Origin of the sequence: Chelativorans sp. J32 (assembly GCF_000518985.1) — a bacterium.
Taxonomy (GTDB): Bacteria; Pseudomonadota; Alphaproteobacteria; order Rhizobiales; family Rhizobiaceae; genus Chelativorans.
Genome location: NZ_JAEQ01000015.1, coordinates 71,450 through 83,778, shown reverse-complemented (window position 1 = coordinate 83,778; position 12,329 = coordinate 71,450). Strand labels below are relative to the sequence as shown.

General features: G+C 59.5%; 14 protein-coding genes. 9 read left to right on the top strand and 5 right to left on the bottom strand.

What is annotated here, in order from left to right; all coding sequences use genetic code 11:
* Positions 1 to 86 precede the first annotated feature (86 nt).
* On the top strand, positions 87 to 1,403 hold the full coding sequence (locus CHEJ32_RS25205; RefSeq protein WP_156936736.1) for an O-antigen ligase: 1,317 nt from the start codon (positions 87 to 89) through the stop codon (positions 1,401 to 1,403).
* A 9-nt stretch (positions 1,404 to 1,412) separates the two neighbouring features.
* Here the strand turns inward: CHEJ32_RS25205 and CHEJ32_RS0117740 are convergent, their stop codons facing one another.
* The 5 genes from CHEJ32_RS0117740 to CHEJ32_RS0117720 all read right to left on the bottom strand — a co-directional run bounded on the left by CHEJ32_RS0117740 (position 1,413) and on the right by CHEJ32_RS0117720 (position 5,097).
* Positions 1,413 to 2,144, bottom strand: a complete 732-nt coding sequence (locus CHEJ32_RS0117740; RefSeq protein WP_034658701.1) for a glycosyltransferase family 25 protein — start codon at positions 2,142 to 2,144, stop codon at positions 1,413 to 1,415.
* 2 nt (positions 2,145 to 2,146) lie between these two features.
* The gene (locus CHEJ32_RS0117735; protein WP_028034990.1) at positions 2,147 to 2,584 is read right to left on the bottom strand and encodes an HIT family protein; all 438 of its coding nucleotides are present in this window, start codon (positions 2,582 to 2,584) and stop codon (positions 2,147 to 2,149) included.
* 87 nt (positions 2,585 to 2,671) lie between these two features.
* The gene (locus CHEJ32_RS0117730; RefSeq protein WP_028034989.1) at positions 2,672 to 3,859 is read right to left on the bottom strand and encodes a GNAT family N-acetyltransferase; all 1,188 of its coding nucleotides are present in this window, start codon (positions 3,857 to 3,859) and stop codon (positions 2,672 to 2,674) included.
* Between the two features lie 48 nt (positions 3,860 to 3,907).
* On the bottom strand, positions 3,908 to 4,618 hold the full coding sequence (locus tag CHEJ32_RS0117725; protein ID WP_028034988.1) for a glycerophosphodiester phosphodiesterase: 711 nt from the start codon (positions 4,616 to 4,618) through the stop codon (positions 3,908 to 3,910).
* Positions 4,619 to 4,629: 11 nt separating this feature from the next.
* Positions 4,630 to 5,097, bottom strand: a complete 468-nt coding sequence (locus CHEJ32_RS0117720) for a RidA family protein (protein ID WP_028034987.1) — start codon at positions 5,095 to 5,097, stop codon at positions 4,630 to 4,632.
* A 93-nt stretch (positions 5,098 to 5,190) separates the two neighbouring features.
* Between CHEJ32_RS0117720 and CHEJ32_RS0117715 the strand changes: the two genes are divergently transcribed.
* The 8 genes from CHEJ32_RS0117715 to rseP all read left to right on the top strand — a co-directional run bounded on the left by CHEJ32_RS0117715 (position 5,191) and on the right by rseP (position 12,274).
* A complete protein-coding gene (locus tag CHEJ32_RS0117715) occupies positions 5,191 to 6,048 on the top strand; it encodes a cell envelope integrity EipB family protein (RefSeq protein ID WP_245261161.1) in 858 nt (285 codons plus the stop codon).
* Positions 6,049 to 6,206: 158 nt separating this feature from the next.
* The gene (gene rpsB, locus CHEJ32_RS0117710; protein ID WP_028034985.1) at positions 6,207 to 7,007 is read left to right on the top strand and encodes a 30S ribosomal protein S2; all 801 of its coding nucleotides are present in this window, start codon (positions 6,207 to 6,209) and stop codon (positions 7,005 to 7,007) included.
* A 74-nt stretch (positions 7,008 to 7,081) separates the two neighbouring features.
* A complete protein-coding gene (gene tsf / locus CHEJ32_RS0117705; RefSeq protein ID WP_028034984.1) occupies positions 7,082 to 8,005 on the top strand; it encodes a translation elongation factor Ts in 924 nt (307 codons plus the stop codon).
* Between the two features lie 126 nt (positions 8,006 to 8,131).
* Positions 8,132 to 8,875 carry a UMP kinase gene (gene pyrH, locus CHEJ32_RS0117700; protein ID WP_028034983.1) on the top strand — a complete coding sequence of 248 codons (744 nt, stop codon included), beginning with the start codon at positions 8,132 to 8,134 and terminating at the stop codon, positions 8,873 to 8,875.
* 10 nt (positions 8,876 to 8,885) lie between these two features.
* Positions 8,886 to 9,446: a ribosome recycling factor gene (gene frr, locus CHEJ32_RS0117695; RefSeq protein WP_028034982.1), complete on the top strand. Its 561-nt coding sequence runs from the start codon at positions 8,886 to 8,888 to the stop codon at positions 9,444 to 9,446.
* Positions 9,447 to 9,489: 43 nt separating this feature from the next.
* On the top strand, positions 9,490 to 10,203 hold the full coding sequence (locus tag CHEJ32_RS0117690) for an isoprenyl transferase (RefSeq protein ID WP_028034981.1): 714 nt from the start codon (positions 9,490 to 9,492) through the stop codon (positions 10,201 to 10,203).
* Positions 10,200 to 11,051, top strand: a complete 852-nt coding sequence (locus tag CHEJ32_RS0117685; RefSeq protein ID WP_051469731.1) for a phosphatidate cytidylyltransferase — start codon at positions 10,200 to 10,202, stop codon at positions 11,049 to 11,051. Before CHEJ32_RS0117690 ends, CHEJ32_RS0117685 begins: the two co-directional genes overlap by 4 nt.
* A gap of 83 nt (positions 11,052 to 11,134) precedes the next feature.
* Positions 11,135 to 12,274, top strand: coding sequence for an RIP metalloprotease RseP (gene rseP / locus CHEJ32_RS0117680; protein ID WP_028034979.1), 1,140 nt, complete (start codon positions 11,135 to 11,137; stop codon positions 12,272 to 12,274).
* Positions 12,275 to 12,329: the final 55 nt, after the last annotated feature.

The following is a 12,329-nucleotide window of genomic DNA, read 5'->3' as shown; positions in this document are numbered from 1 at the left end:
TCTTTCCAATTTTAGGCTTGTTTCTTCGCCGCCATTGATCGGAGACAATATCTTTGCATTGCAATCAACGCGATAGCCAGACCTCGATGCGTCTAGCCAAAGAGCTTCCTGCCTGCGTTGTCGTCCTGATCTTCATTTCAGCCATTTGGTTCGAATCGGATGCTTACAGATATGTCGCCGTAGGAACGTTGCTTCCCACTGCGGTATATTACTTCTACCGTGATTTTCCCTCCCGGACGAAAGTATTGATCGGGTATATGGGGCTTCTCTGCATCGGTTGGAGTTTGTACGTCGGAGCGAGATTTGCTTACAGCTATCTTTCCCATGCGGAGCTGGGTATTGGCTCTTCCGAAGGAATTTACCTCTTCCCACTCCTCTATCCGCTTTCCGGTTATGCCCTTTTTCTTGCTATCCGCAGACCACTCATCGCCGTCTGCGGATTCATTCTGATCAGCTTTCTCGTGGCGGTATTCTCGATCGATATTCCAGCCCTTCTGGAGGGGCACAGGGCGGAAACGCTTCTGCACAACAACCCCATTCACGCCGCAATCGCGCAGGGCATCATCATCCTGTGCGCGGTGCCTTTTGCAAATTATCTCCTGCGCGGCAATGTCATGTCGCGCGGTCTGCGTACCGGTTTCTTCGCCGTTTCGCTGGCTACGGTTTTGATCTGCTTCATCAATATCTACACCCTTCAGTCGAAAGGTGTCTGGTTGGCACTGGCCATCGCGCTACCGTTTCAACTTATCTTGATGGCCGGATTGCAAGGTCTCGGGCGGCGTTTCGCGGTGCTGGCGGGAGTGATTTTCCTCATGGCCGCCATTTCCGTCACGATGGCGTGGGATGGGATCATGGCTGTGGCGGACGATACCGCACACGCCAGTGCCGCGCTCCTTTCGGACATCTTCACGGGCCGAGGCGTGATCCAGAGCATGGACAACGCCATCCATGACAATTCAGCGCCCGCCAGTTTCCGCGAACGCCTGATGCTCTGGGCAAGTGCGATCCTCATCTGGATGAAGGACCCGCTTTTTGGCCATGGGGTGACATGGATGCATGAATGGCAGACGCGCGCCTATCCGGCTGCCGAGTACAACCTCATCCACAATGGCTATCTTGAGATTGCGGTTCGCTACGGGGCGGCTGGGTTGATCTTTTATGCGCTGCTCTTTTCCTGGGCGGCTCGCCAGGTTTGGAAGGCAAGCCGAGAGCAGGTCATCGATCCTGCCGCCTTTCAGGCCTATATGGCGGTTCTGGTATTCTTCTGCATCACGGTTTTCAGCAATTCGAACATTCGGCTTGCCATTGGCGAATCTTACATGTGGTTCGCCGCGGCCTTCGGATTCTACTGTTATTACAAGAGGCAGAGCAGAAACACTGTAAAAGTAACAACGTGGATCTAGGAGGCGTATTCAGCTCCGGATGGCATAATTGGTCCGGCGCAGATAATCCAGCCCCCGGAATAGCGCAGTTGGGATGCGCATATAGAATGGGAACTTGGTTTTCCGGTAACCAGCCGGCGAGATCGTCGAACCCGACTTCGCAGGCCTGAGGAGCGGATCCTTCGTCGTCATGACCGACAGTCCGTTTGCCCAGCCACGCTCCAGAGCGATGTCATAGGGCAGGTAAAACGGCAGCAGGGCCTGGTGCAACTTTCGGGCGGCCGAGCTGGAAATAAGATATCCCATGGCGGAGCCCATCGGGCCATGGACGCAACAGCCAACGGTATCGCCCGCTTCCGTTTGCGCTTTGGCGATGAAACCCTTGGTCCTGTGATTGTAAAGCTTCACGATGTCTGGGACCTGGGCGAGGCGCGTCAGCGCTTCGATACGGGGGACGAAATCCGGCACGAAATCCGCGTCATCCTCCAATATGACCGCATAGGGCCAGTCAGCCTCCGCCACACGCTGGAGGGCGCGGATATGGCTCATGTAGCATCCATACTCCCCGCCCATCGGTCTCCGCCCATGCCAAAGCTGGAATTTGCGGAGCTGCAGTTCCCTGCGCTGCTCAGGCTCGACCGCGTTTCCGTCCACCGCGGGCACGCGCTCCGGAAAGATGTCCAGCGCCGCTGCGCGGGCCACCAGCCCCTCCCATCGGTCCTTCGAACGGTCGAGATTGATGACCAGAACGGGAATATCCACGCTCAGCGTTCCGCTTCGGCGGCCTGCAACGCCTCGCGTATCTTGCGAGCGTTTTCGGCCAGGACTTCAGGTTTTTCCATTTCCCCGGTGTGCGGCCGTAGAGCGACACCTTCGAAACGGGGCAAAATGTGAAAATGGAGATGGAAGACGACTTGTCCGCCGGCCGACTCGTTGAATTGCTGGATGGTGAGCCCGTCGGCGTCAAAGGCCGCCACTGCCGCGCGACCGACCTTCTGCACGGCGCTGATGACTGCAGCCAGGCTGGCAGCATCGACGTCGAGCAAATTCCGGGAAGGCCGTTTGGGAATAACGAGACAATGACCCGTGCCGCGCGGCATGATGTCCATGAAGGCAAAGGTCTCCGCGTCCTCGTAGATTTTGTGGGCCGGCAACTCTCCGCGCAGGATTTTCGCGAAGGGATTGTTGTTGTCATAGGCCATGATGCTCGACTCGCTCTTATCTCGTGAACACCCGCGATGTTTGGGAGGAGGCCGCTTCACGGTCAAGCCAGACTTTGTGATCCAGGCTTACCCTTTCTTATACGGCGAATGTTGGGCCAGAAATTCGCCTATGGCCTCGACTTCCCGCCGTTCGCCCGAAAGGTAATCGGCCACAGCGCGGCGTAACCCGGGATGCGCAATGTAATGAGCGGAATGCGTCGTCACGGGCACATAGCCTCGAGCCAGCTTATGTTCTCCTTGAGCTCCTGCCTCCACCCGATTGATCTTGTTTGCAATCGCAAATTCAATCGCCTGATGATAGCAGACCTCGAAATGCAGGAAAGGATGATGCTCGACGGCACCCCAGTTCCGGCCATAAAGGGCATCGCCGCCAATGAAATTAATTGCGCCGGCGACGGAGCGACCCGCGCGCTTGGCCATCACCAGCAGGATGTCGTCCGCCATCCTTTCGCCCAGGAGCGAAAAGAAGAGCCTGTTGAGATAGGGCCGACCCCATTTGCGGCTGCCGGTATCCATATAGAACGCGAAGAAATCATCCCACACCGCCTCGGTGAGATCGGACCCCGTGAGCCATTCCAGCTCTATGCCTGCCTCGAGAGCGGCGCGGCGTTCCTTTTTCAGCGCTTTGCGCTTGCGTGACGTGAGTGTCTCCAGGAAGTCGTCGTAGCACGCATAGCCTTTGTTGAAGAAATGGAACTGTTGGTCGGTACGTGTCAGGAAGCCTGCACGCTGCAGCACGCCGATTTCCTGTTCCGGTGCAAAGGTGACATGAAGGGACGATAGGCCGAGCTGGTTCGCCAGCGTCACCAGCCCTTCGGCCAATGCGCGGTGGACATGAGCTTCTTCCGCGTCAGAGTGGGTGAGAAGGCGCGGGCCGGTGACCGGGGTAAAGGGCACCGACACTTGGAGCTTGGGGTAATAGCGTCCGCCCGCGCGCTCCAGCGCATCGGCCCAGCCATAATCGAAGACATACTCGCCCTGGCTGTGCGATTTCAGATAGCACGGCACGGCCCCCAGAAGCGCGCCGTCGCTTGCCTCGAGCCGCAGATGCTGGCCAAGCCAGCCTGTGCGGCGCGTTGCACAGCCACTTTCTTCAAGTGCCCAAAGGAAGTCATAGGAAATAAACGGGTTATAGGCTCCATCGCTTCGCATCGCGCCTCTGAGACCCGCCCATTCTTCGGGCGTGAACGCGTCTAGGCTCGTCGCGACTGTCAAACGAGCAGCCGTATCCCCGCCATCCCTGTTCTGTCGCATCTCCATCGGGTCAGAACATAGGTCCTGATGGCGGCACTTTCATCATGCTCAAGGTGCGAAACCTTCGAATGTGATCTGGTCCGCATAGCGGAACGATTTTTCCATGTCCGCCTGGTTCCGCACGGTCCAGGTGATCACCGGCATTGCAAGGCGCTGGCGCACGAAGGATATGAACGGGTTCGGCAGATGCGCCACTGCGTAGGAAACGAAGGAGATCCTGTGGCCGAGCATCGAAAAATGGGCTTCAAGCGCGCTGTCGGATTCGCCTTCAGCCGTAAGGCCGATCGGAAAATTTTCGGCCTTGCGGGCAAGCTCGCGGACGATCCAATGGTCGAAGGACATCAGCGCCACCTCGCCGGAATAGTTGCGCAGGCATTTGAGTACGCCCTCTACGAGGCCGGTGTCATGGCCTGGAATGCCCTTGAGCTCAATGACGACCGGGACCGAACCGTTGATCCGGTTCAGCATTTCCGCCAGCGTGGGAACGTGTTCACGCGTCCTGCCCACCTGAAGGGCGCAGAGCTCGGCGGCGGTGCGCTGCCAGACCTGGCCTTCTGAACCCGTGAGCCGCCTCAGGTCGTCATCGTGGAAGACAACGGGAACGCCGTCGCTCGTCACATGCACATCGCATTCGATGGCGTAACCGTGCTCGACTGCGGCTCGGAACGCGGCGAGCGTGTTTTCCCATCGCTCCTTGTTCATGTCGTGGAAGCCGCGATGCGCGATCGGACGCGCCGTCAGCCAAGATAGATCGTTCATGTGTGATCACCTTATCTTGCCGCTTCAATAATAGCCTCGATCTCGACCGGCGCATTGAGGGGGAGGCAGGCCAGCCCCACGGCGGCGCGAGCATGAATGCCGCGTTCGCCCAGGGCCGCAGCAAGGAAATCCGAAGCTCCATTCGCGACCACGTGCTGCTCGACAAAATCCGGGGTGGAAGCGACAAACACGGTGAGCTTGACGATCCGCTGCACTCGTTCCAGATCGCCCAGCGCGGCCTGCGCCTGGGCCAGCACATTGACCGCGCACCATTTGGCCGCCAGCTTGCCGGCCTCCGTGCCGAGTTCGCGGCCCAAAAGCCCCATTGCCATCAGTTTGCCGTCCTTGATCGGCAATTGGCCGGAAATGAACAGAAGGTTGCCGGTCTGTATGAAAGGAACATAGTTGGCAGCCGGCGCCGCGGGATTTGGCAATTCGACGCCCAGTTCCAGGAGCCTTTTGTCAATCGCTTCGCTCATTTTGCTTCCTCGCTACTCACTCTTGCGACATCGCCCATCTTTCGTCACGACAGAGGGCCACCGTATCTGTTAAGCCCGAGATGAAACCGTTCCATGACGGAGATCCCAATGCGCCCGTTGCGCCTCATCCTCCTTTTTGTTCCGACGCTTTTGGGCCTGGCTGTGGTCCATGGCGCATCAGCTCAGACGCTCATGCCGCATCGGGCTGTCTATGACCTGGCGCTCCTCGAGACGAGCGACGATTCGGACATCGACGGGCTCACTGGCCGTTGGGTCTTCGAATTCTCCGGTTCCGCATGCGAAGGCTACACCTTGAAGTCGCGCATTGTCATGCGCTTTGAAACGGCCGACGGCCCAAATCTGGTCGATCAGCAAGTGACGAGCTTCGAGTCCAGCGACAGCAAGACCTTGCGCTTCACGACGAAATCCTTCGTGGAGGAGCAACTCGAAAGCGAAGTCGAGGGTACGGCCAAGCTGGAGGACGGCAATACCGTCGTAGGATATGAACAGCCGGAGAAGGTCGAGAAAACGTTCGCGGCCACGCTGTTCCCAACCGCCCAACTGCGCGAGCTTCTTGAAAAGGCGAACGCCGGTCAGCGCTTCTACGAGACGGCGATCTTCGACGGTACGGAGTTCACCGACAAGGCGATACAGGTTTCCGTCGTTGTGGGCGACCCGAAGCCGGTCGAAAATGACGATCCCGAGAAGAAGGCGCTGGGGGCGCTGGCCAAAGATACGTTCCGTCCGGTGACGGCTGCCTATTTCAACGGTCGGGAGGACGAAAAAGAGCAGGGCGAGGAGACCAGCGACTACAATGTGAGCTTCAAGCTGCACGAGGGCGGCCTCCAGCGCGACATGGTCATCCGTTATGCAGACTATTCCATGACGGCAAAGCTCGTGGATCTTTCCGTGTTCGAGCCCGAATCCTGCGAGCCGGAAAAGAAGAACTGACGGGGCTTGGACTTGCATTGGCGAGCATATGCATCTATATGCGCGGCCATTCCACACGCGGATCATAGGTTTCTGTCCGGGAAAAATCCGGCAGACGCCCCCGGTGGCGGCGATGCCGCCTGACGATCCGCGGAGGCCAACCGGAAAGGAAAAGAAAAATGGCTCTGCCTGATTTCAGCATGCGCCAGCTGCTTGAGGCTGGTGTTCACTTCGGTCACCAGACCCACCGCTGGAACCCGAAAATGGCTCCGTACATCTTCGGCGCCCGCAACAATATCCACGTCATCGACCTCAGCCAGACCGTGCCGCTCCTACACCAGGCACTGAAAGTCGTTTCCGACACTGTCGGACGCGGCGGGCGGCTGCTTTTCGTCGGCACCAAGCGTCAGGCTTCCGATATCGTGGCCGATGCGGCACGCCGGTCTGCTCAGTACTACGTCAATTCCCGCTGGCTCGGTGGCATGCTGACGAACTGGAAGACCATCTCCAATTCGATCCAGCGTCTGCGTCGGCTTGACGAGATGCTTGCAAGCGAGAATCTGCGCCTGACCAAGAAGGAGCGCCTCAACCTCGAGCGCGAGCGCGACAAGCTGGAGCGCGCCCTGGGCGGCATTCGTGACATGGGCTCTACGCCGGACATGATGTTCGTCATCGACACGAACAAGGAAGCGATCGCGGTGCAGGAAGCCCGTCGGCTGGGCATTCCGGTTATCGCTGTCATTGATTCCAACTGTGATCCGGATGTTGTCGACTATCCCATCCCGGGCAACGACGATGCTGCTCGCGCCATCGCCCTTTATTGCGACCTGATCGCCAAAGCTGCGATCGACGGCATTGAGCGGCAGCAGGGCGCGTTGGGGATCGATCTCGGTGAGTCCGCTGAGACCCCGTCCGAGCCCGCGATGGAGACGGCTGCGGCCGAAGCTCCGGCGGAAGCCGAGCAGGGCAGCGAAGCATAAGAAGGTTCCTACACCTTCACCTTCTTTCCAGGTCGCCCTTGAGGGCGACCTACAAGAATTAAAGAGAGGCGACGATGAGCATTTCAGCAGCACTGGTCAAGCAACTGCGCGAGATGACGGGCGCGGGCATGATGGATTGCAAGGCCGCGCTTGCTGAGACTGGCGGCGATCTTGAGGCCGCGGTCGACTGGCTGCGCAAGAAGGGCATTTCCAAGGCTGACAAGAAGGCCGGCCGCACGGCGGCAGAAGGCCTGATCGGGCTCGCCACGGATGGTCTTAATGCGGTGGCCGTCGAGGTCAATTCCGAGACGGATTTCGTGGCGCGCAACGAAGCGTTCCAGGAACTCGTCCGCAATATCGCGCAAGTGGCGCTGACGACCGACGGCGATGTAGAGGCCGTCTCAGCGGCAGCATATCCGGGCACCGGGAAGTCCGTGACGGATTCTGTTCGCGATGCGATCGCCACCATTGGCGAGAACATGACGCTGCGCCGCTCAACGAAGCTTTCGGTCGAGAAGGGCGCCGTTGCGACCTATGTGCACAATGCCGTCGCGGAAGGCCTCGGCAAGATCGGTGTGCTTGTCGCGATCGAAACAGAAGGCGACGCGGAAGCGGCACGCAATTTCGGGCGCCAGGTCGCGATGCATGTCGCAGCCACGAACCCGCTGGCCCTCTCGGAAACAGAGGTGGATCCGGCAGCGGTTGCGCGCGAGAAGGAAATCTTCTCCGATCAGGCCCGTCAGTCCGGCAAGCCCGAAAACATCATCGAGAAGATGGTCGAGGGGCGCCTGCGCAAGTTCTACGAGGAAGTGGTCCTCGTGAAGCAGGCTTTCGTGATCAATCCCGACCTGACGGTCGAGAATGCGCTCAAGGAAGCCGAGAAGGAAATCGGCGCCCCTGCCAAAATCGCCGGCTTTGTTCGTTATGCCCTCGGCGAAGGCATCGAGCGTGAAAGCTCGGACTTCGCGGCGGAAGTCGCGGCTGCTGCGAAGAAGTAACCGTTACATTCGGCAATGATCGAAGGGCACCGCGTGACAACGCGGTGCCCTTCGTGTAGGCCCAGATATCGGAGCCGCGTGGCGCCGGTACCCTCATGTAGCTCGCGAACAAGAGGAGACGTTTGCTTGACCCCACGATATCGTCGCGTCGTGTTGAAGGCCTCCGGGGAGGCTCTGATGGGGAAGCAGGGTTTCGGCATCGATGTCTCGGTGGTCGACCAGATCGCCACCGACATAGCCGATGCCTGTTCGCTCGGAGTCGAAGTGGGCGTGGTGATCGGCGGCGGCAATATCTTTCGCGGCGTGGCGGTCGCCTCCAAGGGCGGAGACAGGGTGACGGGCGACCACATGGGCATGCTCGCGACGGTGATCAACTCGCTGGCACTGCGGACATCCCTTGCCAAGCTCGGGGTGGACGCGGTTGTTCTGTCCGCGATCGCAATGCCGGAACTCTGCGAGAGCTTTTCCCAACGCCAAGCCATGGCCTATATGGACGCCGGCAAGGTCGTCATCTTCGCCGGCGGAACGGGCAATCCGTTCTTCACCACGGATTCCGCAGCCGCATTGCGGGCTGCCGAGATCGGGGCCGACGCGTTGTTCAAGGGCACACAGGTGGACGGTGTCTATTCCGCCGATCCCCGGAAGGACAAAGGCGCGGTGCGCTATGAGCACATTACCCACGATCAGGTCATCCGCGACGGCTTGGCCATCATGGACACCGCCGCAATTGCCCTTGCGCGGGAGAATAACATTCCGATAATCGTCTTCTCGATTCATGAAGCGGGCGGATTTGGGGCCATATTACGAGGTGGAGGGCACTGCACCATCGTTGACGATGATCCGGCTGCCCAACAACAGGTAAGTGCGTAAGGAGGCTAAAATGCCGGATGGCATTGATTTCAAGGATCTGCACCGGCGCTTCGACGGGGCGGTCGCCGCATTCAAGCACGACATCGCTTCGCTCAGGACGGGCCGAGCCTCGGCCAACCTGCTCGATCCGATCCACGTGGATGCCTATGGCTCCTCGATGCCGGTCAACCAGGTTGCCACCGTTTCAGTCCCCGAACCGCGGATGATTTCGGTTTCCGTTTGGGACCAGAGCCTTGTGGGCGCGGTTGACCGTGCAATCCGCGAGGCCAATCTGGGCTTCAATCCGATCGTCGAGGGATCCACGCTGCGCATCCCGCTGCCCGAGCTCAATGAGGAGCGGCGCAAGGAACTGGTCAAGATCGCCCATCAATATGCCGAACAGGCCCGAGTGGCCGCGCGCCATGTGCGCCGAGACGGCATGGAGCATCTCAAAAAGGCCGAAAAAGACGGCGAGATCAGCCAGGACGAGTCGCGCGTGCAATCCGATCGCGTGCAGAAGATGACGGACGAGACCATCGCGACGATCGACAAGCTCCTTGCGGAGAAGGAAGCGGAGATCATGCAGGTCTGATGACCGCGCCTCGCGGGCATCACCACCATAAGGGGGATAAGCGGTGAAACCCGCGCATATCGCGATCATCATGGATGGAAATGGCCGCTGGGCGCGTGCCCGCGGGCTGCCACGAAGCGCCGGACACCGCGCTGGCGTCGAGGCTCTGCGCCGAACCGTCAGGGCCGCGGGCGAGACGGGCATCCGGTGGCTCACCATCTATGCTTTTTCTTCGGAGAACTGGTCACGGCCGAAATCCGAGGTGAGTGACCTCATGGGGCTTCTGAGGCTCTTCATCCGTCGTGATCTTGCGGAGCTGCACCAGAATGGGGTGCGGGTCCGCATCGTGGGCAGCCGTGAGGGCCTCGAGCCGGACATCGCAGCCCTCCTGGTCGAGGCCGAAAGTCTGACCGCCGGCAATACCAACATGAATCTCGTGGTGGCGTTCAATTACGGCTCACGCGACGAAATCCTGCGAGCCGCCCGCGCCGTCGCCATGGAGGCGAAGGCCGGGCGACTTGACCCCGAGAAGATGACCATGGAGGATTTCGCGGCACGACTGGACACAGTCGGCATGCCCGATCCCGACCTTATCATTCGTACGAGCGGGGAGCAGAGGCTGTCGAATTTCCTGCTCTGGCAGGCAGCCTATGCCGAATTTGTGTTCCTTCCCTGCCATTGGCCCGAGTTCGGACCAAGCGAGCTTGCCGCAGCAATCCGCCTGTTCGAGGAAAGGGACCGGCGGTTCGGCAGCATCGCGCAAGAAGCCGTGTCATGAATGCAGATGCTTTGCCTCCCGGCCAGCCGGGCGGCCCGAGCAATCTTACGCTTCGTGTCGTCTCTGCCATTGTCCTCGCCCTGCTGGCGCTGGGACTTACCTTTCTAGGTGGCTTGCCATTTCGCCTCTTCGCTGCCGTTTTGGCCGCGCTCGTCTTCTACGAATGGACGGCCATGCAGCCGGCCGAGAGCCGGATTCACGAAATCGTCTCATGGGCAGTGCTCGCGGTTTTCCTGCTTGCTCTTCTTGCGGGAGTTTCGGCACCTGCTGCACTGGCGATTCTGATCGTCTGTTGCCTGATAACGATCGTCCATAGCGGTTTCTCCGGCGACAGCCATTGGAGCGCATATGGTATCGCCTATGCCGGCATACCCGCAGTCGCGCTTGCTCATCTGCGTGGAGACGACAGCGCCGGCCTGATCGCGATCCTGTTCCTTTATGCCGTTGTCTGGGCCACCGACATTCTCGCCTATTTCGTCGGAAGAGCCTTTGGCGGGCCAAAGCTTGCGCCGGCGATTTCACCGGGTAAAACCTGGAGCGGGGCACTGGGTGGCGCGCTTGGTGGCGTCGTGGCGGGTATCGTCACCGCCTATTCAGCGGGAGCTGCGATGTCCTTGGCGGGCGTTACAGCGCTCGCTCTTCTCTTGTCGATCGTGTCCCAGGCGGGAGACCTTTTCGAATCAGCGGTTAAAAGGCGCAGGGGTGTAAAGGATTCCGGCGCTCTCATTCCCGGACATGGCGGCATTATGGATCGGGTGGATGGACTTGTCGCGGCGGCAGTCCTCCTTTATCTGATTGGTGTCGTGTTTTCGGAGCTTGGCGCGCCTGCGGGGCTTTTCTCTGGGTAATGCCGAGAGCTGCCATGGATTTGCCGCCTTTCGCCAGAGAACTTGACGGAGCGGAATTCAGGCACCGATTCTAGGAACTTATTTTGGGCGAGGTAACGGGCACACTTTTCGGCTTCGGCAGCTTCCTTTTGGGAACGATCGTGCCGTTCCTCTTCGTGCTGACTATCGTCGTCTTCGTTCATGAGATGGGCCATTATCTTGTCGGCCGCTGGTGCGGGATCGGCGTCAAGGCTTTCTCGATAGGTTTCGGGCCCGAACTAGCCGGCTTTACCGATCGCCGTGGAACGCGCTGGAAGCTCTCTGCTATTCCACTCGGCGGTTATGTGAAATTTGTCGGCGATGTCGGCGCCACGAGTTCGCCCGATGCGGATGCCATCGAGAAGCTCAGTCCGGAAGAGCGGCGGGTAGCCTTTCACCTGCAACCGGTCTGGAAGCGTGCGGCGACCGTATTTGCCGGCCCATTTTTCAACTTCATTCTGACGGCCGTCGTCTTCTCCGTGATGTTCGCGCTGTTTGGGCGTTACGTGGCTGATCCCGTCGTTGCGGAAGTGCAGCCCGGAAGTCCTGCGGCGGTGGCGGGCATACACCCCGGGGACCGATTTGTTTCCATCAATGGAATTTCTGTGGAAACCTTCGGCGACGTGCAGCGGATCGTTTCGGGCCGTGCCGGCGACCCGCTCACCTTTGTCCTGGAGCGCGACGGGCGCCAAGTGTCGGTGACGGCGACACCAAAACTCACCGAACAGAAAGACGCGCTCGACAATCCGGTGAAGATCGGGGTCATCGGGGTTATCAACAACCAGGAGCTGGGCCAGCCCAGGGTCGTCGAATATGGCCCAGTGGAGGCGGTCGGCGCGGGTATTGAAGAGACGATGAGCGCGATCGCTCGAACGGGGCAGTTCTTGAAGCGCTTTGTTGAAGGCAGGGAGGACCGGTGCCAGCTCGGAGGCCCGGTGAAGATTGCCGATATGGCGGGAAAGGCCGCGAGCCGGGGCTTTGAGTGGCTAATCCAGCTTGCCGCCCTGCTTTCTGTGGGAATCGGCATTCTTAACCTTTTGCCAATCCCGCCGCTTGATGGCGGACATCTCCTGTTCTACGGAATAGAAGCAGTGCTTCGCCGACCCGTTTCGGAACAGGTTGCCGAGGCAGTTTACCGCGCAGGAATGCTTATGGTGCTGATCTTTATGGGATTTGTCTTTTGGAACGACCTGTTTGGGTGTTAAAACGCTGACGAATCCGCAAAGCGGGGGATGTAATCGGTCAGATTGTTGAGACGGT

Bases quoted from the DNA above. Each gene is read 5' to 3' on its own strand.
- CHEJ32_RS25205 (WP_156936736.1), top strand. From the start codon at position 87: ATGCGTCTAGCCAAAGAGCTTCCTGCCTGCGTTGTCGTCCTGATCTTC.
- CHEJ32_RS0117735 (WP_028034990.1), bottom strand. From the start codon at position 2,584: ATGGCCTATGACAACAACAATCCCTTCGCGAAAATCCTGCGCGGAGAG.
- CHEJ32_RS0117730 (WP_028034989.1), bottom strand. From the start codon at position 3,859: ATGCGACAGAACAGGGATGGCGGGGATACGGCTGCTCGTTTGACAGTC.
- CHEJ32_RS0117725 (WP_028034988.1), bottom strand. From the start codon at position 4,618: ATGAACGATCTATCTTGGCTGACGGCGCGTCCGATCGCGCATCGCGGC.
- CHEJ32_RS0117720 (WP_028034987.1), bottom strand. From the start codon at position 5,097: ATGAGCGAAGCGATTGACAAAAGGCTCCTGGAACTGGGCGTCGAATTG.
- CHEJ32_RS0117715 (WP_245261161.1), top strand. From the start codon at position 5,191: ATGACGGAGATCCCAATGCGCCCGTTGCGCCTCATCCTCCTTTTTGTT.
- rpsB (WP_028034985.1), top strand. From the start codon at position 6,207: ATGGCTCTGCCTGATTTCAGCATGCGCCAGCTGCTTGAGGCTGGTGTT.
- tsf (WP_028034984.1), top strand. From the start codon at position 7,082: ATGAGCATTTCAGCAGCACTGGTCAAGCAACTGCGCGAGATGACGGGC.
- frr (WP_028034982.1), top strand. From the start codon at position 8,886: ATGCCGGATGGCATTGATTTCAAGGATCTGCACCGGCGCTTCGACGGG.
- CHEJ32_RS0117685 (WP_051469731.1), top strand. From the start codon at position 10,200: ATGAATGCAGATGCTTTGCCTCCCGGCCAGCCGGGCGGCCCGAGCAAT.